This window comes from Microbacterium sp. MEJ108Y (genome assembly GCF_000834175.1).
GTDB classification, from domain to species: domain Bacteria; phylum Actinomycetota; class Actinomycetes; order Actinomycetales; family Microbacteriaceae; genus Microbacterium; species Microbacterium forte.
In genome coordinates this window covers 56,183-79,096 of the sequence record NZ_JXQX01000012.1, presented here as the reverse complement: position 1 = coordinate 79,096, position 22,914 = coordinate 56,183, and the positions used below count along the sequence as shown (strand labels likewise).

Genomic DNA, 22,914 nt, shown 5'->3' with positions numbered 1-22,914 from the left:
GAACCGCTCGGGCGCTCAGCTGAGGCCCGAGTAGGCGTGCAGACCCTTGAAGAACACGTTGACGATCGTGAAGTTGAAGAGCACGGCCGAGAAGCCGACGATCGCCAGCCAGGCCGAGGGGTTGCCACGCCAGCCGCGCGTCGCGCGCGCGTGGATGTACCCCGCATAGAGCACCCAGATCACGAAGGTCCACGTCTCCTTGACATCGAAGCCCCAGAAGCGGCTCCAGGCGTAGTAGGCCCAGATCGAACCGGCGATGAGCGTGAACGTCCAGAGGATGAAGCCGATGATCGTGAAGCGGTAGGCCATGCTCTCGAGGCGCTCCGACCCGGGGAAGGTGCGCAGGAAGCCGGGGCCGGTCTTCTCGGCACCCTCGGAGATGAGACGCTCCCGGCGGGACTGCATCAGCTGGATCACCGACAGAGCGAAGGCCAGGGCGAAGAACGCGGTGCCGAGGGAGGCCACGAAGACGTGGATCACCAGCCACACGCTCTTGAGCGGGTCCATCAGAGGCGAGACATCGACGTAGAAGTTCGTGGCCGAGAGACCCAGCAGCACGACGACGAGACCGGTGATGAACGTGCCGAGGAAGCGCAGATCGATGCGCGTCAGCACCACGAGGAACACCGCGACGATCAGCAGCGTGCCCATCATCGCGAACTCGTAGAGGTTGGCCCACGGCACTCGCCCGGCCGCGAGACCGCGCGTCACCGTGGCTGCGAGGTGGAAGATGAACGCGAGCACGGTGAGCGAGGTGCCGATGCGAGCCATCACGAAGCGCTGCGGGGCGACATCCGAGCCGGATGCCGAAGCACTCTTGGCGCCGCGCGAACCCGCGCCGGCACCGACCAATTCGAACTCCCGCACGCTCGCCGCATCGGCCGACAGCTGCGACCGGCGGGCGAGGTCGAAGGCGAAGGCCACGAAGGCCGCCGCATAGACCGCGATCGCCGTCCAGAGCAGGATCGGCGAGATCACTTCGAGATCGAACATGGTGTCAGTCTACTTTCGGGGTGTCGGATGCAGGATGCTCGGGGTCACCGTCGCGGACGGCCTCGGACGCCGTCGCGGCCTGGTCGGAGTCGTCGGCGGTCGGGCTCGGCGCCTCGACCGCAGTCGTCACTCCCGCGGCGTCCATCAGACGCGCGTGACCGGCCACGAGGTCGTCGACAGCCGTGGCGAGAGTCGGATCCTCGCCGCGCGCGAGACCGGCGTACTCGAGAGAGACGATGCCGTCCTGCCCCGTCGCCTTGACCCACACTCGACGCCGAGGGATGAACAGGGCGAGCATGAGTCCGCCCAGCGCGAGAAGTGCGAAGCCGAGCACCCACGGACCCGACGCGTCGCGGTGGATCTGCAGCGAGGCGAAGCGCTTGACCGACTGCGAGGCGTCGGTGGCCCCCGCCGGCGATTCGTCCTCGAAGGTCACGGTCCCCATGCCGTTCGGCAGGTCGGCCGTCTGTCCGGGCGTGAGCTCGATCGATTCGAGGTCTGTCGTCCGTCCGGTGACCTTGGTCATGCCGGTGGTGTCGAGCACGTAGACCGAGCGGGGGATGCCCTCGTTGATGCCCAGGTCGCCGGTGTAGACGTCGAGGGTGAGCGTCGGGTTGGTGAGGTCCCCGAAGCCGGAGAAGAACGCGCCCGTGTCGAGCACACCCGTGGTCGGGTAGAAGAAGCCGACGAGGCCGACCTGCTCGCTGAGACCGTCGGGGATCTTGATGACGCCGAGCGACGTCATGTTGTTGTCCTGGGGCAGGAAGGGCGTGCTGTTCGTGAACACGACCTCCCCGTCGGGGTCGCGCACGGTGATCGTCGGCGCGTAGCCGTTGCCGAGCAGGAAGACGTTGTCGTCGGCGACGCCGAGAGGCTCGTTGACCTTGACCGAGCCGGTGCGCTCCTCGCCGTTCTCCTGCACCGTGACGTTGGCCGAGAAGTCGCCGGCCTGACCCGAGCCGGGCTCGCCGAAGGGCTGGTAGGTGACGTCGAAGCTGTCGAGGCGCATCGAGTACGGCGCGAGCGCCCCGTCGCCGACGAAGCGGCCGCGGTTCATCGAGTCGTAGTCGAGCAGCGTGTTCGCGAACGTCTCGCCCTCGACCAGCACGCGCTGGCCGGTGTAGGCGAACCCTCCCCCGACACCCACGGTGATCAGCACGCCGACGAGGGCGAGGTGGAAGAGCAGGTTGCCCGACTCGCGCCAGTAGCCGCGCTCGGCCGAGACCGACGCGGTGCGGCCCGAGTCGTAGCGCTCGACGCGGTATCCGAGCGCTTTGAGCTGCTTCGTCGCGATGTCGATCGTCGCCGCAGCGTCGGCTGGCGCGTCTGTCGACGTGCGCTCGACGGCACGGAAGTCGGCGAGTCGCTTCAGACGTGCGGGCGTGCGAGGGGGCCGCGCCTGCAGCGCCTTGGCGTGGTGACGGATGCGCGGGATGACGCAGCCGACGAGGGAGGCGAACAGCAGCAGGTAGATGGCCGAGAACCACGGCGACAGGTAGACGTCGAACATCTTCAGCCCGTCGAGCACGGGGAAGAGATCGGGATTGTCGCGCTCCCACTGGGTGACGCCGTTGGGGTCGGCCATCCGCTGGGGGAAGATCGAGCCGGGGATCGCCGCGATCGCGAGGACGAGCAGCAGGATCAGCGCGGTGCGCATCGAGGTCAGCTGACGCCAGCCCCAGCGCAGCCAGCCCACGAACCCGAGGCGTGGCTGGGTGATCGACTCCTCGCCGTCGACGTGGTCTGACGGGCGCAGCGGATCGCTGGACCTCTCGGTTGTGCTGCTCACGTCATCCTTCCGATGCGTCGTGTTCTCATCAGAACGGGAGGGGGACACTGCCGATCACCACCGTCAGCCGAGACATGATGTCGGTCCAGAGGCCGGTCAGCATCAGCAGGCCGAGCACGATCAGCAGCACGCCGCCGATGACGTTCACGACGCGGATGTGGCGACGGAGGAACCCGATCGTCTTGGTGGCCCACCCGAACCCGAGCGCGACCAGGAGGAACGGCAGGCCCAGGCCGAGCGAGTACGCCAGGCCGAGCATGCCGGCACGCACCGGGTCGCCCTGGTTGAACGAGAGGGCGAAGATCGCGGCGAGCGTCGGCCCCATGCACGGAGCCCAGCCGATTCCGAGCGCGATTCCCAGCAGCGGTGCGCCGATCAGGCCGGCCTTGGAGTCGACGTGGAAGCGCAGCTCGCGCTGGGCGAAGCCGAAGAGACCGAGGAACACGAGTCCCATCAGGATGATCACGCCGCCGAGGATGCGGGTGATCAGCTCACCCCACTGCAGCAGGAAGACGTTGGCGAGCCCGCCGAGCGCTGTCAGCGCGACGAACACGAGACTGAAGCCCAGGATGAACAGCAGCACACCGAACACGAGTCGGCCGCGAGCAGGAGCTTCGACCGTCGCGACGCCGCTGCCGTTCTCCGACCGCTCTCGTCGAGGGGTGACCGCTCCCCCGAGAAACCCGAGGTAGCCCGGCACCAGCGGAAGCACGCACGGTGAGAGGAAGGAGATGAGCCCAGCGAGCATCGCTACCGGGATCGCGAGCCACAGTGCGCCTGAGTCGATGATCGTCCCGGGGTTCATGCCGCTTCCGCAAGACTCATGAGTCCTCCGCGAGCGCGTCCTTGACGAGCGTCGAGAGGATCGAGGTGCCGTCGATCGGCCCGATGATGCGGGCGGCGACCCGGCCCTGCTTGTCGAGCACCAGAGTGGTCGGCGTCGCCTGGATCGGCACCGACGACGCGAAGGCGAGCTTCGCCTCGGCGGTGTCGACATCGATGAGGCTCGGGTAGGTCACGCCGAACTCCGCCGAGAACGCCTTGGCGGTGTCGGCCTGATCGCGGGTGTTGATGCCCAGGAAGGCCACGTCGTCTCCGCCGTGCTCCTGCCACACGCTCTCGAGGTCTTCTGCCTCGACCCGACACGGTGCGCAGCCCGCGTACCAGAAGTTCACGACCGTCACCTTGCCCGCGAGCTCGGAGCTGCTGAAGTCGTCGCCGTTCTCGGTCACGCCGCCGAATTCGACGACGGGTTCGCCGCGCTCGGCGACCGGGATCTCGACGATCGCCCCGTCGGCCGCGACGTAGCCGGGATTGTCTCCGCTCAGGAACGAGTCGTTCACGGGATCGGGAGCGCAGGCGCTCAGACCGATGGCTAGTACCGCGGCGAGCGCGGCACCGACCGCACGGCGAGAAGGCCGGATGCGGGAGGGGCGGCCGCTGCGGATCGGAAGAACCGTCGAGGCGAGTGGCACGATTCCCAGTTTACGCGGGGGTTCCTATGCATGGGCCGGACGCCCCGGCCGTGGAAGCCCACTGTCAGAGCCGGGCGAGCACGTCGGCCACACTCGCGCGGAAGCGAGGACACGTGGCGATGTCGTGCGAACGGCATCCCATCGCATGCTCGGTCATCTCACGTGATCGGCGCATGTCCTCCATCCGGCGGTCGAGATCGTCGAGGTGCTGCTGCAGCACCTCGTGACGACCGGCGCTTCCGTCGTCGAGGAGCACGGCGATCTGGTCGAGGGTCATTCCGGCCGCCTTGCTGCGCTGGATCACCGCGATGCGCACCACGTCATCCTGCCCGTATCGGCGCCTCCCGGCGGAGTCGCGTGCGGGTCGCAGCAGCCCGACCGTCTCCCAGTGCCTCAGCACGTTCGTGGGCAGCTCGAAACGGGCAGCCACCTCGCCGACGGACCAGGGACTCTCGACACTTGACTTCATGTTGACATGAAGTCACAGACTGAGGACGAAAGCAACCGCCGCCCCTCGGAAGGACACCACATGTACGACGCGATCGTGATCGGAGCAGGCCCCGCCGGCCTGCAGGCGGCACTGACCCTGGGACGGATGCACCGCTCGACGCTGCTGCTGGATTCCGGTGAGTACCGCAACGGCACCGTGCTGCACATGCACAACGTCGTCGCGAACGACGGAACTCCCCCGGCGAAGTTCCGCGCGACCGCGCGCACTCAGCTCGCCGAGTATGCCGACGTCGAGATCCGTGACGTCGGAGCGCAGTCGGTCTCGGGCGCGGAGGGCGCGTTCTCCGTGATGCTCGCGGACGGAGTCTCCGCCGAGGCGAAGAGCGTCATCCTCGCGACCGGCGTCGCCGACGATCTGCCATCCGTGCCCGGCCTGCAGGAGCTGTGGGGAGTGAAGGCCTTCAGCTGCCCGTTCTGCGACGGCCACGAGCATGCGGGGCGCTCCATCGCCATTCTCGGCCCCGCGCCTCGGGCCGAGCACCTGATCGGGCTTCTGGGTCGCATCGCAGGAGACATCACGGTCTTCCCCGTCGATCAGGCGTTCTCCGCAGAAGACGTGCAGACTCTCGAAGGGCTGGGAGCGCGGGTGAGCGTGGACCTCGTGACGGCGGTAGCGCCGGACGGCGACGATGTGCGGGTCACCACCGATTCCGGCGATCGGACTGTGGCCGGCGTCTTCGTGGCATCGGGCTCGCTCCGCCACCGTGCGCCGTTCGCCGACCAGCTCGGGCTGCACATGCTGCCGTCCGGGTCGATCGAGATCGACGACTTCGGTCGCACCTCACTCGCCGGCGTCTTCGCCGCGGGCGACCTCGCACACCGTGCGTCGCTTCCGGGGCCGATGGCCTCGGTGCTGCTGGCCGCCGCGGCCGGTCAGCTCGCGGCGGTCGGGGTCATCCAGTCGCTGATGGCTCCGTGATCGCGAGCATCTTCGCCGCAGCGCAGTGATGGTCGCTTCCCGACTCGGGGAGCGACCATCACTGCGACCAGAGCCGCTAGCTCAGACTTCAGACCGCCCCGACATCGACTGCCCCACCCGTCGCCGCGGGTTCGGCGTACGCGACCTCGCGCCACACATCGCCGACGAGCTCGAAAGACGTGACGCTCGACAGCGCGCAGCGCCGAGTGCGTGGGTCGTGCTGCAGCGGCAGGCCCGCGACGCGGAGGTGGGTGATCCAGATCGGCGCCTGGTGCGAGACCATCACGAGGTCGCCGTCGTCGACGGATCGCCATGCCTCGGCCATCATGCCCAGCATCCTCTCGGCGATCGATGCGTACGGCTCGCCCCAGCTCGGCAGCGACGGCTGACGCAGGTGCCACCACTTGAGCGGGTTCATCAGCGAGCGGCGCATCTGCGTGCCCTCGAACACATTGGTCGGCTCGATCAGGCGGATGTCGATCTCGGGTGTGAGTCCGAAGCGCTCGGAGAACGGCTCCGCCGACTCCTGTGCCCGCTCGAGCGGCGAGGAGTAGAGAGCTGCGACCGGGCGATCGAGACCGGCGATGTGATCGGACGCGGCCCGCGCCATCTCCCTCCCCGCCTTGCTGAGGTGATAGTCGGGCAGCCGCCCGTAGAGCACGCGCTGGGGATTGTGCACCTCGCCGTGACGGACGAGGTGCAGTCGCGACGCCACCACGTCAGACCGCGCGGTAGCGGGACTCGCCGAAGCCGATGATCAGATACCCGATGTAGGGGAAGACGAAGAGCAGGAAGAACGAGAAGAGCCCGCCCTTGCCGAAGCGCTCACCCAGCTTGATCGCGACGATGATCCCGAAGATGAAACCGACGATCGGGATGAGGTAGAGCAGCGCGAGCCAGCCGGACATCCCGGCGATCTTGACGAGGAAGACGACGTTCACGATGGGGATGATCGCGAGGATGCCGGGGTAGCCGGCCTTCGTGAACACCTTCCACAGGCCGATGACGACGAGGACGTAGAAGACGAGGGCGATCAGGCCCGTCGTGCCGGAGAAGATCGATGCGTAGAGATCCGAGATGCCGTTGGAGTCCATGATGACCCTTTCGCTGGTCGAGCGGCTGTCGTGGCGATCCTACTGACCGATATGCCACCGGCGGAGGAGGCGACACCGCCCCCGTAGAATGGGCGGGTTCATCATTTCCCAGATCAGGAGGAATCCTCCGTGCTTCGCACCCACTCGGCAGGCTCACTGCGAGCCGAGCAAATCGGTCAGACCGTCACCCTCTCGGGTTGGGTCGATCGCCGTCGTGATCACGGAGGAGTCGCGTTCATCGATCTTCGGGACGCATCGGGCATCGCCCAGGTCGTCATCCGCGACGAAGAGGTGGCGCACCCGCTGCGCAACGAGTTCGTCCTCAAGGTCACCGGCGAGGTCTCGCGTCGCCCCGACGGCAACGCGAACCCGAACCTGCCGACCGGCGAGATCGAGCTCATCGCGACCGACGTCGAGGTGCTGAACGAGTCCGCTCCCCTGCCGTTCCAGGTGTCGACCGCTGTCGCCGACACCGAGACCGTCGGCGAAGAGGCCCGCCTCAAGTACCGGTATCTCGACCTGCGTCGCCCTGCCGCGGCATCCGCTCTGCGCCTGCGCTCGAACGTCTACAAGGCCGTCCGCGACGTGCTGCACGGTGAGGACTTCACCGAGGTCGAGACCCCGACCCTCACGCGCTCGACCCCCGAGGGCGCCCGCGACTTCGTGGTGCCCGCACGTCTGCACCCGGGCAGCTGGTATGCCCTGCCGCAGTCGCCGCAGCTGTTCAAGCAGCTGCTCATGGTCGGCGGCGTCGAGAAGTACTACCAGATCGCCCGCTGCTACCGCGATGAGGACTTCCGCGCCGACCGTCAGCCGGAGTTCACGCAGCTCGACATCGAGATGAGCTTCGTCGACCAGGAAGACGTCATCAGGCTGATGGAGTCTCTCATCCAGGCCATGTGGAAGACCATCGGCGTCGAGGTGCAGACCCCGCTGCCGCGCCTGACCTATGCCGACGCCATGGCGAAGTACGGCTCCGACAAGCCCGACCTGCGCTTCGGGCTCGAGCTCGTCGAGGCGACCGAGTACTTCAAGGACACCCCGTTCCGCGTCTTCCAGGCCGAGTACGTGGGTGCCGTCGTCATGCCCGGCGGCGCGAGCCAGCCGCGCAAGCAGCTCGACGCGTGGCAGGACTGGGCCAAGCAGCGCGGCGCCCGCGGTCTCGCCTACGTCCTCTTCAACGAGGACGGCTCGCTGGGCGGCCCCGCAGCCAAGAACCTGTCCGAGGCCGAGCAGGCGGGACTCGCCGAGTTCGTCGGCGCATCCGCTGGTGACTGCGTCTTCTTCGCCGCCGGATCGACCAAGGAGAGCCGCGCTCTCCTCGGCGCCGCCCGAGTCGAGATCGGCCGCCGTCTGGGCTACCTGAACCCTGACGAGTTCGCGTTCACGTGGGTCGTCGACGCCCCGATGTTCGAGCCGGCCGCGGATGCCGTGGCATCCGGTGACGTCGCCGTCGGCGCCGGAGCGTGGACCGCCGTGCACCACGCGTTCACGGGGCCCAAGCCCGAGTTCCAGGACACGTTCGACACCGACCCCGGTTCGGCTCTCGCCTACGCCTACGACATCGTGTGCAACGGCTCGGAGCTCGGCGGCGGATCGATCCGCATCCACCGCGAAGACGTGCAGAAGCGCGTGTTCGAGGTCATGGGCATCAGCGACGAGGTCGCGCAGGAGCAGTTCGGATTCCTGCTCGACGCGTTCAAGTTCGGCGCACCGCCGCACGGTGGAATCGCGCTCGGCATGGACCGCGTGCTGCAGCACCTGGCGAAGACCGAGTCGATCCGCGACGTCATCGCCTTCCCGAAGTCGGGCAACGGCTTCGACCCGCTGACGGCGGCTCCGGCGCCCATCACGGCCGAGCAGCGCGCCGAGGCCGGCGTCGACTTCGAGCCCGAGGACGACGAGGCCTGACCCTCTCACGCAGAGGCCCTCTCCCGCTCAGGCAGGAGGGGGCCTCTTCGCGTACCCCGGTCGTTCGGCCGGAACGATGCGACGCGACTCGACCTCACCACGTTTCGTCTCGGGCGGCTCCGCCGGCCTCGCTCAACGACCGATCTGCGCGAGCGGCCGCCCCGCTCATCTCCCGTTCGCTGAGCGAAGACGACGAAGTCGACTGAGACGAAGCGTCGCGACCCGGCCTCGCTCAACGACCGATCTGCGCGAGCGCGGGAGCGATGTTCTCGTTCCACACGTCGACGCCGAGCTTGGCGATCAGGGCGACCACCACGACGAGGAACACGACGCGGATGAAGGTCGTGCCGCGTGAGATCGCCATGCGCGAGCCGAGATAACTGCCGGCGACATTCGCCACCGCGAGGATTCCGCCCAGCAGCCACAGCACGGCACCGTGTGGGATGAAGAGCAGCAGCGCGCCGGTGTTCGTGGCGAGGTTCACGATCTTCGCCTTCGCACTCGCCTGCAGGAAGTCATACCCCAGCAGTGCGACGAGCGAGATCACAAGGAACGTCCCGGTGCCCGGCCCGATGAGCCCGTCATAGAACCCGATCACGAGACCGGCGAGCCCCGCCATGATGTGGTGCTTGTGGCCCCTGAAGCGCAGCCGCGTCGCGGCGCCCATCTGCGGGCGGAACGCCGTGAAGAGGGCCACGACGAGCAGTGCGATCACGATGATCGGCTTGAATGCCGCGGCCGGCAGCACCGTGGCGACGGCGGCTCCGCCGAATGAGCCGACGAGCGCGATCACCGCCATCGGCAGCGCCGTGCGGATGTCGGGTTTCGCTCGGCGGTAGTAGGTGACGCTGCTCGTGGCCGTGCCGAAGACCGAGGCGAGCTTGTTGGTGGCGAGTGCCTGGATCGGTGAGATGCCGGGGATCAACAGCAGGGCGGGAAGCTGCAGCAGCCCTCCACCGCCTACGACGGCGTCGATCCAGCCGGCGGCGAAGGCCGCGATGACGATGAGGATCAGCGTGCCCCAGGTGAGCTGCTCGAGCCCGAGCACACTGCCGATGTCCATCCGTCCAGGATGTCAGACGGCGTGACGCCCCGAGCACCATCGCGGCCCGACCCGCCACACTGCGGACACCTCACGTTCACCGGGACCGCGATGATCGGCAACCCTCGGCTCATAGTGTCCTCTCGCAACCCGAATCCGGCTCACAGCGCCGGACACCGAGAGGACCCTGATGACCAACTTCCACCGCCGCGCGCGCATCGGCGCCGGCATCGCCCTGTTCACCACCGCCGCGCTCGGCCTGACCGCCTGCGCCACCGGTGCTGAGACCCCCGCTGCCGGCAGCGACGACGTCGACGCCGCAGCCGCGACCTCTGTCGAGGACTTCGGATCGTTCGCCGATCTCGAAGAGGCGGCGAAGGCCGAAGGCCAGCTCAACGTCATCGCCCTTCCCCGCGACTGGGCCAACTACGGCGAGATCCTCGACCTCTTCGCCGAGAAGTACCCCGAGATCACGATCAACGAGGCATCGCCCGACGTGTCGAGCGCCGAAGAGATCCAGGCAGCGAAGACCAACGAGGGGCTCGACACCGCACCCGACGTGTTCGACCTCGGCCTCACGGTCGCGCTGCAGAACACCGACACGTTCGCGCCGTACCAGGTGCAGACGTGGGACGAGATCCCCGACGCGCTCAAGGAGCCGACCGGGCTCTTCGTCGGCGACTACGGCGGATACATGTCGATCGGCTACGACTCGTCGAAGTTCGATGCCCCCGAGTCGCTCTACGACCTGAAGGACGCCGCCTACAAGGGTGCCGTCGCCATCAACGGCGACCCGACGCAGGCCGGTGCGGCGTTCGCCGCTGTGGGCCTCGCCACGGTGCAGTCCGACGGCACGCTCGACGACTTCCAGCCGGGTATCGACTTCTTCTCAGAGCTGCAGAAGGCCGGAAACCTGCTCAAGGTCGACGTCACCACGGCGACCGTCGCGAGCGGCGAGACTCCCGTCGTCTTCGACTGGGACTACCTGAACGCCTCGCACACCGCCGACAACGAGGACTGGAAGGTCGTCGTGCTCGACGGCACCGGTTACGCCGGCTACTACAACCAGGCGATCAACAAGGATGCCCCGAACCCGGCAGCCGCACGCCTCTGGCAGGAGTTCCTCTACAGCGACGAGGTGCAGAACCTGTGGCTCAAGGGCGGTGCACGTCCGGCTCGTATGGAGGCCATGACCGAGGCCGGCACGATCGACGCCGACCTGGCCGCGGCTCTTCCTGAGGTCCCGAGCGAGACGGTCGTCCCGACCGAGGAGCAGTCGACGAACGCCGGCACGCTGCTCGGCGAGAAGTGGGCAGCGGCGGTCCAGTGACCACTGCCACCACGACGGGGGCGGATGCCACGGCATCCGCCCCCGTCCCCCTCGCTCCGGCCGGCGCCGGGCCCGTCGTCTCGGGGGTCCGACGCTCGGCGCCGTCCGCGGCCTGGCTCGGTCTCGTGCCCTTCACCGCCTATGTGCTGCTCTTCCTCGCCGTTCCGACGATCCTCGCGATCGGCTCGGGCTTCTTCACGGAGGACGGCTCGTTCACCTGGTCGAACGTCTCGGCCCTCGGCGATCCCGTGGTCCTCACGACGTTCGCGAACTCGGCCGGACTCTCGCTGCTGACAGCCCTGGTCGGCGCGATCCTCGGAGCCCTCGTCTGCTACGCCCTGCTCGGCATGAACCCCGACGGCGCCGTGCGCTCGACCGTGGATGCCGCGGCCGGCGTGCTGGCCCAGTTCGGTGGTGTGATGCTCGCGTTCGCCTTCATCGCGACGATCGGCATCCAGGGCGTCGTCACGCTCTTCCTCAAGGACGACCTCGGCGTCGACATCTTCGCGAACGGCACCTGGCTCTACGAGCTCCCCGGCCTGATCCTGCCGTACATCTACTTCCAGATCCCCCTCATGGTGATCACGTTCATGCCCGCCCTCGCCGCGCTCAAGCCGCAGTGGGCCGAGGCGAACCTCACGCTCGGCGGCACACGCTCGAGCTTCTGGCTGCGCATCGGCATCCCGGTGCTGGCGCCCTCGTTTCTCGCGAGCCTTCTGCTGCTGTTCGCGAACGCCTTCTCTTCCTACGCCACGGCCGCAGCACTCGCCAGCCAGGGCGCGCAGATCGTCCCGCTTCAGATCCGGGCCGCGCTCACCAGCGAGACCGTGCTCGGCCGCGAGAACCTGGCCGGCGCACTCGCGCTCGGCATGATCGTGATCGTCGGAGTCGTCATGGGCCTGTACTCGATCATCCAGCGACGAGCCGCGAGGTGGCAGTCATGAACCGTCTCGGCCCCTCTCTTGCGACCCGCTGGATCATCGGCATCGCCGTCGGCGCCTTCTTCGCCATCCCGCTGATCTCCACGTTCCTCTACACGCTGCGTCAGACCGACGGCACCCTCGGCCTCGAGCGCTGGTTCGCGCTGTTCGACCCTGCGAAGTCTGCGGCCATCAAGCCGATCTGGATGGGGCTCGGCAACTCGCTGATCCTGGCCGTGGTGACGGTCGCGATCGTGCTCCTCCTGCTCGCGCCGACGATGATCCTGGTCAACCTGCGCTTCGCGAAGCTCAAGCCGGTGTTCGAGTTCGCGGTGCTGCTGCCGATCTCGATTCCCGCGATCGTGCTGGTCGTCGGGCTCGCGCCGATCTACCTGCAGATCGGACGCGCTCTCGGCACGGGCACCTGGACGCTGGCCTTCGCCTATGGCATCACCGTGCTGCCGTTCGCGTATCGCTCGATCCAGGCCTCCATCGACGCCGCCGACCTGCGCACCCTCGCCGAGGCCGCCCGATCACTCGGTGCGAGCTGGCCGACCGTCGTTCTCACCGTGCTCGCGCCGAACCTGCGCCAGGGGCTGCTCGCGGCGTCGCTCATCTCGATCGCCGTCGTGCTCGGCGAGTTCACGATCGCGTCGCTCCTCAACCGCCAGGTGTTCCAGACGGCGATGGTCGTCGTCCAGAAGCAGGACCCGTACGCACCGGCCATCTTCACCCTGCTGGCGCTGCTGTTCGTCTTCCTCCTGCTCCTCCTCATCGGCCGCGTCGCGCGCGGCAACGGAAAGGCCCGCTCATGACCCTCCCCCAGACCGCCGACAACATGCTCCTCGCCGAGGCCGGCGAGGGCACGCGTGTGCAGCTGCAGAGCATCGTGAAGAGCTACTCGGGCAACACGGTGCTGCACGGAGTCGACCTCGACATCGCTCCCGGCGAGTTCGTCTCGCTGCTCGGTCCGTCGGGTTGCGGCAAGACCACGCTGCTGCGGGTGCTCGCGGGGCTCGAAGGTCTCGACAGCGGCGCGGTGCTTCTCGGCGGGAGCGACGTCTCCCGCGTCCCGACGAACAAGCGCGACATCGGCATGGTCTTCCAGTCCTATTCGCTGTTCCCGCATCTGCGCGTCGCGGAGAACACCGCGTTCGGGTTGCGCCGCCGTGGACTCGGCAAGGCAGAGGCCTCGAAGCGTGCTCTCGACGCCCTGGCCCTGGTGGGGCTCGCCGACTTCGCCGACCGCTTTCCGCACCAGCTCTCCGGTGGCCAGCAGCAGCGCGTGGCGCTGGCCCGTGCACTCGTGACCGAGCCGAAGGTGCTGCTGCTCGACGAGCCGCTGTCGGCCCTCGACGCGAAGGTGCGCGTGCAGCTGCGTGACGAGATCCGCCGCATCCAGCTGCGGCTCGGCATCACCACCGTCTTCGTGACGCACGACCAGGAGGAGGCGCTGGCGGTCTCCGACCGGATCGCCGTGATGAACGCAGGGACCATCGAGCAGATCGGCACCCCCGAGCAGCTGTACACGACGCCGTCGACCGCAGGTGTCGCCGCCTTCGTCGGTCTCTCGAGTGTCGTCTCGGGCGTCGCCGAGGGCGACCACGTCGTGGTGTGGGGACAGAAGCTGCCGCTGCAGGCTCAGGCCGACGGACCGGTCGACGTCTACCTGCGCCCGGAGAACGTGCACTTCGCGTCCGAGGCGGATGCCGCGACCGATGCGCTCGTGCAGGAGAGCACGTTCCTGGGCAGCATGCGCCGCACGCTCGTCCGCACCGAATCGGGCGAGCTGGTGCGTCTGCAGCACGCCCCCGGCATTCATCCGGCGTTCGGAGATCGTGTGCGGATCGCCGTCGCGCCCGAGCCCGTGGCCGTGCATCCGCGCGGCTGAATCGCGCTCTATCCGTGGGCCAGTACTCCGGGATACCGTGATCCCGAGGGGCGCCGCCCCTTCGACAGGACAGAGAAAGGACGCCTCATGGCAGGCAAGTTCGAGCTGTACGCCGACCGCTCAGGTGGGTACAGGTTCCGCCTCAAAGCCGGAAACGGTGAAGTCATCGCGACCAGCGAAAGCTACACCACGAAGGCCGCCGCCAAGAACGGGATCGAGTCGGTGAAGACCAACGCCCCGGGCGCAGAAGTCGTCGACGTCGACTGACTTCCGAGTTCACGCGTCACACACAGAGACCCCCTCCTGCTGTTTCCTCAGGAGGGGGTCTCTGTGTGTGAAGCGTCAGACGATCAGAGCACGCGGGCCAGGAAGTCCTGCGTGCGCGGATGCTGCGGGTTGGCGAGCACCTCGCGCGGGTCGCCCTCTTCGACGATGTGTCCGCCGTCCATGAAGATCAGTCGCGACCCGACCTCGCGGGCGAAGCCCATCTCGTGCGTGACGACGAGCATCGTCATTCCCTCATCCGCGAGTGAGCGCATCACCTGCAGCACCTCGCCGACGAGCTCCGGGTCGAGCGCCGACGTCGGCTCGTCGAACAGCATCATGTCGGGGTTCATGCACAGCGCGCGCGCGATGGCGACGCGCTGCTGCTGACCGCCCGAGAGGTGTCCGGGAAAGGCGTCAGCCTTCTCGGAGAGGCCGACGCGTCCGAGCATCTCCTTCGCGACCCGCTCAGCCTCGGCCTTCGACCGCTTCTTCACGCGCTGCTGCGCGATCATGAGGTTGCCCATCACGTCGAGGTGGGGGAAGAGGTTGAAGCTCTGGAACACCATGCCGATGCGCGTGCGCACGCGGTCGATGTCGACGTCGGGGTCGGTGATGTCGATGCCCTCGATGAGCACCTTGCCCCCGGTCGGCTCCTCGAGCAGGTTCACCGAGCGCAGCAGCGTCGACTTTCCGGAGCCCGACGGGCCGATGATGCAGACGACCTCGCCGGCGGTGACGGTGAGGTCGATGCCCTTGAGCACCTCGTTGTCGCCGAAGCTCTTCACGAGCCCCTGCAGGTCGATCGCCGGCGCGTGGACGTCAATCAGATCGGTGATCATCGCTGCCTCGACATCCTTCGTTCCAGGTACGCGCTGAAGCGCGTGAGGGGGATCGTCACGATCAGGTAGAGCGCCGCCGCCATGATCAACGGCGTTCCGTTGGCGTTCTGCGTGCTCGCGTCACGCGCGAAGTTCGTGAGTTCCTTCGACCAGATGAAGGAGCCGGCGACGAAGAGCAGCGAGGTGTCCTTCAGCAGCAGCACGAACTCGTTGGTCAGCGGCGGGATGATGATGCGGAACCCCTGCGGCACCACGATCCAGAACGTCGTCTTCATGGGCGACATGCCGAGCGAGCGGGCGGCCTCGGTCTGCCCCTTCGGCACCGCCTGGATACCCGCCCGGATGGTCTCGGCCATGTAGGCCGACGCCACGAGGATCAGACCGATCAACCCGAGCACCACCGGTCCGCCCAGCTTCGTGCCCGGCACGCCGAGTCCGATCGGCAGGATGAACGCGATGGCGAAGATCGTGAGGATCGCGGGAAGCCCGCGGAACAGCTCGATCCACGCCGTCGCGATCCACCGGAAGGGCCCGATGCTCGACAGCTTGAGCAGCGCCAGCACGATGCCGAGCAGCAGACCACCGGCGAACGCGACGGCGGTGAACCACAGCGTGTTGACGAGTGCCGTGGTGATGATGCCCGGGAGCATCTTCGCCGCGATCTCCGGATTGAAGTAGAGCTGCGCGATCCGCGCCCAGTCGGTGCTGACGATCAGCCAGACGGCGACCGCGATCAGCACCGCATAGACGGTGTACCGGTACAGCTTGCTCTTCGTGGTGCGCCTCAACGCCATTGTCAAGGTCTCCCTGCTCTACGTGGCTCGCCGATTACTTCGCGGTGAAGTAGGTGTCGTAGATCGTCTGGTAGTCGCCGCTGTCGCGCAGATCCTGCAGCGCTCCGTCGATCGCCTCGCGCAGCGCGTCCTTCTCGTCTTTGGCGAACGCGAAGCCGTAGGACTCGCCGGTCTCGTACTCCTCGACGATCTTGTAGGCGCTGTCGGCCTTCTCGTGCTCGAGGTTCACCGGCTGGTCCTGCAGGATCGCGTCGATCTGACCGGCCTGCATGGCGGGCCACAGCTCGCCGTCGGACGGGTACTGCACGAGCTGCGCGCCCTCGGCGTTCTCGGTCGCGTACGCCTCACCGGTCGTGCCCTGCTGCACACCGACGTTCTTGCCCGAGAGGTCGTCGATCGACTCGATGCCCGAGTCGGTGCGCACGAGCAGCGACTGCAGCGACTCGTAGTACGGCTCGGAGAAGTCGATGTTCGCCTTGCGCTCGTCGGTGATGGTCATCGCCGAGGCGCCGACGTCGCACTGGCCTGCGGCGAGGGTCGTGCCCGACTGCAGAGCGTCGAATCCGACGTCCTGCACCGCGAGCTCGAGGTCGAGCTCCTTGGCGATCGCATCGAGCAGGTCGATGTCGAAGCCGGTGTACCCGGTGCCGTTGTCGCCGCCCTCGAACTCGAACGGAGCGTAGGGGATGTCGGAGCAGACCGTCAGCGTGCCCGCCTCGATGAGGCCGTACTCGTCGCCGGCCGCCGGCTCTCCCGAGCCTGCGTCTCCGCTGCCCGTCGCACAGCCGGCGAGGGCGAGAGTGGCGGTCGCGGCGAGCGCGATCCCGGCGATGATGTTGCGACGGCGCATGTCAGCTCCTGAACGACGAGGGTGTGAGTGCCCACGGACGGGTAGGAGAACATCTAAACATGCACCACCGGGCCCGACCGGTCGCCAGCCGCCTTCCGCGGATCACATTTGTGTTGCAAGTGTGACGGGATATGACATGGCCCGGGACCGGCGCGGCACCGATTGTTCACCTTGCCTGAGTATCCTCTGTGCCAACTCCCGGGCGGACGCGCTCGGGTCGCACAGGAGGATCGACCATGGCCAAGAAGAGCCCAGCCCACCGGAATGCCGAGGCAGCACTCGATGCCGCCAAGGATGCCGCGAAGGATGCGAAGAAGCTGATCAAGACCCTTCCGAAGAAGGCGGCCAAGAAGCTCAAGCCTCTCGTCGAGGACGCGAAGGACGCGGCGAACGCCTCGAAGAAGAAGATCGCCGACCGGCCCAAGAAGGTCGCGAAGTCGGCCACCGCCGCCACCGAGCGACTTCAGGAGGCCGCCGCGCGCCTGCAGGCGCCGAAGAAGGCCGACACGAAGAAGGGCGACAAGAAGAAGTCCGACAAGAAGGAAGAGAAGAAGTCCGAGGCGAAGAAGTCGGTCGCTGAGAAAGCCGAGACGAAGAGGCCCGAGGGGAAGAAGCCCGGCGCGAAGAAGGGCGACGCGAAGAAGCCCGGCGCGAAGAAGGGCGACGCGAAGAAGTCCGAGACGAAGAACACCTCGCCCTCGAAGAAGGCCGACGCCACGACGTCCGACGCTCCCTCGTCGCCCGCAGTGACGACCACCGAGGCGAAGACCGCCCCGGTCGCACCGAAGGCAGCGAAGCCGGCGACCGCAGTGACGCCGGCGACGACGAAGGTGGCCCCTGCTCCCGCGGTCCCCTCCACGACCACGGCGACGGCTGCCGCTCGTCCGGCGAAGAGGACGGCCACCGCGAGGACCGCGACGCCGAAGTCCGCCGCACCGTCGTCATCCCCGGAGTCCGAGCTGAGCGATCTCACGGTCGTCGAGCTCCGAGCCCGTGCCCGTGCCGAGGGCCGCACCGGATACTCGCGACTGTCGAAGGCCGCTCTGCTCGACCTCCTTGCGAACTGACGTGCAGGAGGCGCTCGACCGCGCTGCCGAGGCGCCACTCCCCCGCACACTGATCGACATCCTCCGCGACACCGCCGAGCAGTATCCCGACGCGTCAGCGGTCGAGGACGCCGACGGCGCGGTGAGCTACGCGGAACTGCTGGCGCAGGTGTGGCGCACGGCTGCCGTGCTGCGAGAGCAGGGCATGAGTCAGGGCGATCGCGTCGGCATCAGGATGACGTCGGGTCGCCGTGACCTCTACATCGCGATCCTCGGCACGATGGCGGCCGGCGCGGCATACGTCCCGGTCGACGCGGACGACCCCCAGGAGCGGGCCGATCTCGTCTTCCGTGAGGCGCGCATCGTCGGCATGATCACCGATGCGGGATACCTCCCCGCGGACACCTCTGATGCGAGGCAGCTGTTCTCCAGCGCGGCACCCCACCCGAGCACGTCGGCGGTGCCCGTCGTCACCCCGCCCACCGTCGACGACGACGCCTGGATCATCTTCACCTCCGGCTCGACGGGGGTCCCCAAGGGCGTCGCCGTCTCACACCGTTCCGCAGCGGCCTTCGTCGACGCCGAGGCGCGACTGTTCCTGCAGGATGCCCCTCTGGGCCCCGGCGACCGCGTGCTCGCGGGCCTCTCGGTCGCGTTCGACGCATCGTGCGAAGAGATGTGGCTCGCCTGGGGCCACGGCGCATGCCTCGTTCCGGCGCCGAGGGCTCTGGTCCGGTCGGGCGAGGATCTGGGCCCCTGGCTGCTCGGGCACGGGATCACCGTCGTCTCGACGGTTCCCACGCTCGCAGCACTGTGGCCCCAGGATGCGATCGAGAACGTGCGGCTGCTGATCTTCGGAGGCGAGGCCTGCCCACCAGAACTGGTCGCCCGACTGGCATCCGATGGACGCGAGATCTGGAACACGTACGGCCCGACCGAGGCCACCGTCGTCGCCTGCGCTTCTCTCATGGACGGCACCGGCCCCGTGCGCATCGGCCTGCCTCTGGACGGCTGGTCGCTGGCCGTGGTCGACGCAGAAGGTCAGCGTGTCGCCGACGGCGAAGCGGGCGAGCTCATCATCGGCGGCGTCGGCCTCGCCCGCTACCTCGACCCGGTCAAGGACGCCGAGAAGTACGCCCCGATGCCGACGCTCGGCTGGGACCGCGCCTATCGCTCCGGCGACGTCGTGCGCGTCGAGCCCGAGGGCCTGATCTTCCAGGGCCGTGCCGACGACCAGGTCAAGATCGGCGGTCGCCGCATCGAGCTCGGCGAGGTCGAGGCGGCGCTGCAGGGGCTGAGCTCGGTCTCGGCGGCGACCGTGGTCGTGCAGAAGACCGATGCCGGCATGCCGATCCTCGTCGGCTATGTGGTTCCCGACGACGGATTCGACCGGCAGGTGGCGCGCGGCGAGCTCGCCGAGATGCTGCCGGCTCCCCTGATCCCGCTGCTCGCGATCGTCGATGATCTGCCCGTACGCACGTCGGGCAAGGTCGACAAGGCGGCTCTTCCGTGGCCCCTCGATTCCGGCGACGCGGGCGAATCCTCGCTCTCCGGAACCGCCGCGTGGCTCGCCGAGCAGTGGTTCGCCGTGCTCGGCATCCGCCCGAGCGATGAGGACGCCGACTTCTTCCAGCTGGGCGGAGGCTCGCTCGCCGCCGCCCAGCTGGTCTCGCGCCTGCGCACCCGCGCACCCGAGTTCACGATGACCGACGTCTACGACCTGCCGAGACTGCGTCAGATGGCCGATGCCGTCGACGAAGAGGCCGACGATGAGGACACCGCGGAACGGGTCTTCAGCCAGCAGGCACCCACACCGCGGCGGATGCAGTGGGTGCAGACCATCGCCGGGTTGCCGCTGTTCGTGTTCACCGGCATCCGCTGGCTGCTCTTCCTGCTCACCGCGAGCTGGATCCTGCGCCTGTCACCCGGATTCGAGTTCCTTCCCGCCGTCCCGGTGTGGTCGATCATCGTCGGCCTGGTGGTCTTCGTGACCCCGCTGGGCAAGATGACGATCGCCGCGGTCGCCGCCCGCCTGCTGCTCGCGGGACTCCGGCCCGGCGACTACCCGCGGGGCGGCGGCGTGCACCTGCGCCTGTGGCTCGCCGAGCAGATCGCGCAGCAGGTCGACCCGGTGGGACTCGCAGGCGCGCCCTGGGTCGTGTACTACGCCAGGGCGCTCGGCGCACGCATCCACAAGGACGTCGATCTGCACACGGTGCCCCCGATCACGGGCATGCTCGACATCGGGTCAGGCGCCTCGATCGAGCCCGAGGTCGACCTCACCGGGTACTGGATCGACGGCGACACCGTGCGCATCGGCGGCATCCGCATCGGCGCCGACTCGACGATCGGCGCACGAAGCACCCTCGCCCCGGGCACGAAGATCGGCCGCGGCGCCGAGATCGCACCCGGTTCAGCCGTGTTCGGCCGCGTGCGGTCAGGGCAGCGCTGGGCCGGATCCCCGGCGGCCCGCGTCGGCGGCGTCTCGAAGCCGTTCGCGGCCGGTCGCCCGCCGAGCCGCACCCGTTGGCTGTGGGCCTACGCCGCGTCCTCGGCGTTCCTCGGCATCCTGCCGGTCATCTCTCTGGCGACCGGGGCGTGGGTGGTGGCGCTCGGCATCCGAGGAGCAGACTCCCTCACCGCCGCCGTTCCCGGCATCCTGGCGCTGCTCGTTCCTGCTGTGCTTCTCTCGGGCGTGGTCTTCGCCGCCCTCGTGCTGGTCCTAGTGCGCGTGCTCGGGGTGGGTCTCGGCGAAGGCGTGTACCCGGTGCGCTCTCGCGTCGCGTGGCAGGCGTGGACGACCGAACGCCTTCTCGATTCTGCTCGCACCTTCCTCTTCCCGCTGTACTCCAGCAGCTTCACCCCGTTCTGGCTGCGTGCCCTCGGCGCCGACGTCGGTCGCGATGTCGAGGCGTCGACCGTGCTGCTCATCCCGAAGCTCACGACGATCGCCGACGGCGCGTTCCTCGCCGACGACACCATGGTCGCGACCTACGAGCTGCAGGGCGGGTGGATGCGACTGGGCACGGCGCGGATCGGCAAGCGCGCCTTCCTCGGCAACTCCGGCATGGCGGCCGGTGGGCACAATGTGCCCCGAGACGGCCTGGTGGCCGTGCTGTCCGTCGCGCCGCCCAAGGCGAAGGCCGGATCGTCGTGGTTGGGCTCGCCCGCCGCGCGACTGCGTCGTGTCGTCAACGACTCCGACCTCGAGCGCACCTACCGCCCCCGCACCGGTCTGCGGGTGGCGCGGGCGCTCTGGGAGCTGGGCCGCATCATCCCGGTGTTGGTGACGTGCACGATCGGACTGGCCGTGATGCTCACGCTCGCCGCCGTGGTCGAGGCGTGGGGGCTCGGATGGGCGGTCGTGCTCTCGAGCGCCGTCATGCTCGCCGCCGGCGCGATCGCCGCCCTCGTCACGACAGCGGCGAAATGGATCATCGTCGGGCCGATTCGCGCGGGAGAGCATCCGCTCTGGTCGAGCTTCGTCTGGCGCACCGAGGTGTCCGACACCTTCACCGAGATGGTCGCCGCCCCCTGGTTCGCGAACGCGGCATCCGGCACCCCCGCCCTCGCCATCTGGCTGCGCACGCTCGGAGCCAAGATCGGTCGAGGGGTGTGGACCGACAGCTACTGGCTGCCCGAACCGGATCTCGTGACGCTCGGCGACGGCGCCACGGTGAACCGCGGATGTGTGGTTCAGACGCATCTGTTCCATGATCGAGTGATGAGCATCGACGCAGTGACCCTGGAGAACGGTGCGACCCTCGGGCCGCACAGCGTGATCCTCCCCGCGGCGACGATCGGGGCGGATGCGACGGTCGGCCCTGCGTCGCTCGTGATGCGCGGGGAGTTCGTGCCCGTGGGCAGCCGATGGAGCGGAAATCCCATCGGCCCCTGGCGCGCGGTCAAGGTGCGCTCCTACCAGGCGTCGGACGCATGAACGTCGACCCCTACACCCCGCACAGCGGCGATCGACGCTACGGGGTGCTGCACTACGACCTCGCCATCGACTATCGGGTGACCACGAACCGGCTCGCGGGCATCGCCACGATCCGGCTGCGGATGCAGGAGACGGCCAAGCACGTGTCCTTCGATCTCGTCGGGCTCAAGGCCACGAAGGTGCGGGTGAGCGGCGACCGAGCCGCCTCGTTCCGTCAGGACGACCGGCGACTCAAGGTGGCCTTCGGCGGCGAGCGCGAAAGCGGGCAGGAACTCACCGTCACGATCGAGTACTCGGGGGCCCCCTCGCCCCGACGCACCCGGTGGGGACTCCTCGGCTGGGAAGAGCTGGAAGACGGCGTGCTGGTCGCGTCGCAGCCCACGGGCGCCCCGACCTGGTTCCCCTGCAACGACATCCCGTCGGACAAGGCGACCTATCGTCTGGAGTTCACGGCCGACCCCGAGTACACCGTCGTGAGCGGCGGCGCAGCCACCCGGTCGACGCAGCGGGGTCGCACGCGCTGGACCTTCGACCAGCCGGTGCCGACGGCGACGTATCTGATGACCGTGCAGCTCGGTCAGTACGACGACGACAAAGTCGAGCTCGGCGCGACACCGGGGCGCCTGTTCCACCCCCGGGCGCTCGCGCCCCGGGTGCGCTCCGACTTCGCCGCGCTGCCGCAGATGATGAAGACGTTCGTCGAGGCCTTCGGCCCGTACCCCTACGAGTCCTACAAGATCGTCGTCACCCCGGACGTCCTCGAGATCCCGCTCGAGGCGCAGGGCATGGCGATCTTCGGCGCGAACCACGTCGACGGGTCGGGTGGCAGCGAGCGGCTGATCGCGCACGAGCTCGCACACCAGTGGTTCGGCAACAGCGTCGGCGTCGCCCGCTGGCAGGACATCTGGCTGAATGAGGGATACGCGTGCTACTCGGAGTGGCTGTGGTCGGAGGCCGCCGGAGGCCCCACCGCCCATGCGAAGGCCCGGTCGCATCACGCCAGCCTCCGCATCCTCCCCCAGGATCTCGTGCTCTCGGATCCCGGCCCCACCGACATGTTCGACGACCGCGTGTACAAGCGCGGCGCACTCACCCTGCATGCTCTGCGTCTGACGATCGGCGATGAGCGGTTCTTCACTCTGACGCGGGAGTGGACGTCGCGCTTCGCCGGGCTCGCGGTGACGAGTGACGACTTCCTCGGGCTGGTCGACGAGATCGCCGACGGCCAGGCGCGCGCGCTTGTGCGGACCTGGATCGACGAGCTCCCGCTGCCCGCCCTTCCTGCTGCGCGGCCCCGGCGCTGA

Annotated in this window: 21 protein-coding genes; 10 read left to right on the top strand and 11 right to left on the bottom strand. The window is 68.3% G+C overall.

Going from position 1 to position 22,914, the window contains the following annotated elements; translation table 11 throughout:
* Positions 1 to 15: 15 nt before the first annotated feature.
* The 5 genes from ccsB to RU09_RS07240 form a co-directional block, all read right to left on the bottom strand.
* On the bottom strand, positions 16 to 993 hold the full coding sequence (ccsB, locus tag RU09_RS07260; RefSeq protein WP_042539023.1) for a c-type cytochrome biogenesis protein CcsB: 978 nt from the start codon (positions 991 to 993) through the stop codon (positions 16 to 18).
* Positions 994 to 997: 4 nt separating this feature from the next.
* Positions 998 to 2,782, bottom strand: a complete 1,785-nt coding sequence (resB, locus tag RU09_RS07255; RefSeq protein WP_042539021.1) for a cytochrome c biogenesis protein ResB — start codon at positions 2,780 to 2,782, stop codon at positions 998 to 1,000.
* Between the two features lie 28 nt (positions 2,783 to 2,810).
* Positions 2,811 to 3,587, bottom strand: coding sequence for a cytochrome c biogenesis CcdA family protein (locus RU09_RS07250; RefSeq protein WP_042539019.1), 777 nt, complete (start codon positions 3,585 to 3,587; stop codon positions 2,811 to 2,813).
* Between the two features lie 16 nt (positions 3,588 to 3,603).
* The gene (locus tag RU09_RS07245; protein ID WP_079112317.1) at positions 3,604 to 4,257 is read right to left on the bottom strand and encodes a TlpA family protein disulfide reductase; all 654 of its coding nucleotides are present in this window, start codon (positions 4,255 to 4,257) and stop codon (positions 3,604 to 3,606) included.
* A 64-nt stretch (positions 4,258 to 4,321) separates the two neighbouring features.
* Complete coding sequence (locus tag RU09_RS07240; RefSeq protein ID WP_042539017.1) at positions 4,322 to 4,726, bottom strand: MerR family transcriptional regulator; 405 nt, start codon at positions 4,724 to 4,726, stop codon at positions 4,322 to 4,324.
* Between the two features lie 6 nt (positions 4,727 to 4,732).
* Here RU09_RS07240 and RU09_RS07235 point away from each other — a divergent pair, with 6 nt between their 5' ends.
* Entirely contained in the window at positions 4,733 to 5,686 is a 954-nt protein-coding gene (locus RU09_RS07235; RefSeq protein WP_231567485.1) for an NAD(P)/FAD-dependent oxidoreductase, read from the top strand.
* Between the two features lie 88 nt (positions 5,687 to 5,774).
* On the opposite strand, the gene RU09_RS07230 is transcribed toward RU09_RS07235, so the two are convergent.
* Entirely contained in the window at positions 5,775 to 6,404 is a 630-nt protein-coding gene (locus RU09_RS07230; RefSeq protein ID WP_042539013.1) for a histidine phosphatase family protein, read from the bottom strand.
* A gap of 1 nt (position 6,405) precedes the next feature.
* Positions 6,406 to 6,780, bottom strand: coding sequence for a DUF5684 domain-containing protein (locus tag RU09_RS07225; RefSeq protein ID WP_042539011.1), 375 nt, complete (start codon positions 6,778 to 6,780; stop codon positions 6,406 to 6,408).
* Between the two features lie 129 nt (positions 6,781 to 6,909).
* On the opposite strand from RU09_RS07225, the gene aspS reads away from it, so the two are divergent.
* Complete coding sequence (gene aspS, locus RU09_RS07220; RefSeq protein ID WP_042539009.1) at positions 6,910 to 8,691, top strand: aspartate--tRNA ligase; 1,782 nt, start codon at positions 6,910 to 6,912, stop codon at positions 8,689 to 8,691.
* Positions 8,692 to 8,923: 232 nt separating this feature from the next.
* Here aspS and RU09_RS07215 read toward each other — a convergent pair whose 3' ends face one another.
* On the bottom strand, positions 8,924 to 9,754 hold the full coding sequence (locus RU09_RS07215; RefSeq protein ID WP_042539007.1) for a sulfite exporter TauE/SafE family protein: 831 nt from the start codon (positions 9,752 to 9,754) through the stop codon (positions 8,924 to 8,926).
* A 169-nt stretch (positions 9,755 to 9,923) separates the two neighbouring features.
* Here RU09_RS07215 and RU09_RS07210 point away from each other — a divergent pair, with 169 nt between their 5' ends.
* The 5 genes from RU09_RS07210 (at position 9,924) to RU09_RS07190 (ending at position 14,141) form a co-directional block, all read left to right on the top strand.
* On the top strand, positions 9,924 to 11,063 hold the full coding sequence (locus RU09_RS07210; protein ID WP_042539005.1) for an ABC transporter substrate-binding protein: 1,140 nt from the start codon (positions 9,924 to 9,926) through the stop codon (positions 11,061 to 11,063).
* Positions 11,060 to 12,007, top strand: a complete 948-nt coding sequence (locus RU09_RS07205; RefSeq protein WP_052492904.1) for an ABC transporter permease — start codon at positions 11,060 to 11,062, stop codon at positions 12,005 to 12,007. Before RU09_RS07210 ends, RU09_RS07205 begins: the two co-directional genes overlap by 4 nt.
* The gene (locus RU09_RS07200) at positions 12,004 to 12,798 is read left to right on the top strand and encodes an ABC transporter permease (protein WP_042539000.1); all 795 of its coding nucleotides are present in this window, start codon (positions 12,004 to 12,006) and stop codon (positions 12,796 to 12,798) included. Before RU09_RS07205 ends, RU09_RS07200 begins: the two co-directional genes overlap by 4 nt.
* A complete protein-coding gene (locus RU09_RS07195; RefSeq protein ID WP_042538998.1) occupies positions 12,795 to 13,874 on the top strand; it encodes an ABC transporter ATP-binding protein in 1,080 nt (359 codons plus the stop codon). Before RU09_RS07200 ends, RU09_RS07195 begins: the two co-directional genes overlap by 4 nt.
* Positions 13,875 to 13,961: 87 nt before the next feature.
* A complete protein-coding gene (locus RU09_RS07190) occupies positions 13,962 to 14,141 on the top strand; it encodes a YegP family protein (protein WP_042538996.1) in 180 nt (59 codons plus the stop codon).
* A gap of 83 nt (positions 14,142 to 14,224) precedes the next feature.
* Here the strand turns inward: RU09_RS07190 and RU09_RS07185 are convergent, their stop codons facing one another.
* Genes RU09_RS07185 through RU09_RS07175 form a run of 3 tightly spaced genes read right to left on the bottom strand, consistent with a single transcriptional unit; the run spans position 14,225 to position 16,624 of the window.
* Positions 14,225 to 14,980 (bottom strand): amino acid ABC transporter ATP-binding protein, encoded by a 756-nt coding sequence (locus tag RU09_RS07185; protein ID WP_042538994.1) that lies wholly within the window; start codon positions 14,978 to 14,980, stop codon positions 14,225 to 14,227.
* Positions 14,977 to 15,774 carry an amino acid ABC transporter permease gene (locus tag RU09_RS07180; protein ID WP_042538991.1) on the bottom strand — a complete coding sequence of 266 codons (798 nt, stop codon included), beginning with the start codon at positions 15,772 to 15,774 and terminating at the stop codon, positions 14,977 to 14,979. Before RU09_RS07180 ends, RU09_RS07185 begins: the two co-directional genes overlap by 4 nt.
* Positions 15,775 to 15,808: 34 nt before the next feature.
* Positions 15,809 to 16,624, bottom strand: coding sequence for a basic amino acid ABC transporter substrate-binding protein (locus tag RU09_RS07175; RefSeq protein ID WP_042538989.1), 816 nt, complete (start codon positions 16,622 to 16,624; stop codon positions 15,809 to 15,811).
* Positions 16,625 to 16,860: 236 nt separating this feature from the next.
* Here RU09_RS07175 and RU09_RS18060 point away from each other — a divergent pair, with 236 nt between their 5' ends.
* From RU09_RS18060 to RU09_RS07155, 3 genes are read left to right on the top strand one after another with little or no spacing between them, the layout of a single operon-like run.
* A complete protein-coding gene (locus RU09_RS18060; protein WP_052492894.1) occupies positions 16,861 to 17,691 on the top strand; it encodes a hypothetical protein in 831 nt (276 codons plus the stop codon).
* The gene (locus RU09_RS07160) at positions 17,681 to 21,610 is read left to right on the top strand and encodes a Pls/PosA family non-ribosomal peptide synthetase (protein ID WP_042538987.1); all 3,930 of its coding nucleotides are present in this window, start codon (positions 17,681 to 17,683) and stop codon (positions 21,608 to 21,610) included. The genes RU09_RS18060 and RU09_RS07160 overlap by 11 nt, the downstream gene beginning before the upstream one ends.
* Positions 21,607 to 22,914: a M1 family metallopeptidase gene (locus tag RU09_RS07155; protein ID WP_042538985.1), complete on the top strand. Its 1,308-nt coding sequence runs from the start codon at positions 21,607 to 21,609 to the stop codon at positions 22,912 to 22,914. The genes RU09_RS07160 and RU09_RS07155 overlap by 4 nt, the downstream gene beginning before the upstream one ends.

Coding starts and splice junctions, on each gene's coding strand:
- RU09_RS07240 (WP_042539017.1), bottom strand. CDS start 4,726: ATGAAGTCAAGTGTCGAGAGTCCCTGGTCCGTCGGCGAGGTGGCTGCC.
- RU09_RS07175 (WP_042538989.1), bottom strand. CDS start 16,624: ATGCGCCGTCGCAACATCATCGCCGGGATCGCGCTCGCCGCGACCGCC.
- RU09_RS07215 (WP_042539007.1), bottom strand. CDS start 9,754: ATGGACATCGGCAGTGTGCTCGGGCTCGAGCAGCTCACCTGGGGCACG.
- RU09_RS07190 (WP_042538996.1), top strand. CDS start 13,962: ATGGCAGGCAAGTTCGAGCTGTACGCCGACCGCTCAGGTGGGTACAGG.
- RU09_RS18060 (WP_052492894.1), top strand. CDS start 16,861: ATGGCCAAGAAGAGCCCAGCCCACCGGAATGCCGAGGCAGCACTCGAT.
- RU09_RS07155 (WP_042538985.1), top strand. CDS start 21,607: ATGAACGTCGACCCCTACACCCCGCACAGCGGCGATCGACGCTACGGG.
- ccsB (WP_042539023.1), bottom strand. CDS start 993: ATGTTCGATCTCGAAGTGATCTCGCCGATCCTGCTCTGGACGGCGATC.
- RU09_RS07200 (WP_042539000.1), top strand. CDS start 12,004: ATGAACCGTCTCGGCCCCTCTCTTGCGACCCGCTGGATCATCGGCATC.
- RU09_RS07185 (WP_042538994.1), bottom strand. CDS start 14,980: ATGATCACCGATCTGATTGACGTCCACGCGCCGGCGATCGACCTGCAG.
- RU09_RS07235 (WP_231567485.1), top strand. CDS start 4,733: ATGAAGTCACAGACTGAGGACGAAAGCAACCGCCGCCCCTCGGAAGGA.
- RU09_RS07195 (WP_042538998.1), top strand. CDS start 12,795: ATGACCCTCCCCCAGACCGCCGACAACATGCTCCTCGCCGAGGCCGGC.
- RU09_RS07225 (WP_042539011.1), bottom strand. CDS start 6,780: ATGGACTCCAACGGCATCTCGGATCTCTACGCATCGATCTTCTCCGGC.
- RU09_RS07250 (WP_042539019.1), bottom strand. CDS start 3,587: ATGAACCCCGGGACGATCATCGACTCAGGCGCACTGTGGCTCGCGATC.
- RU09_RS07210 (WP_042539005.1), top strand. CDS start 9,924: ATGACCAACTTCCACCGCCGCGCGCGCATCGGCGCCGGCATCGCCCTG.
- RU09_RS07180 (WP_042538991.1), bottom strand. CDS start 15,774: ATGGCGTTGAGGCGCACCACGAAGAGCAAGCTGTACCGGTACACCGTC.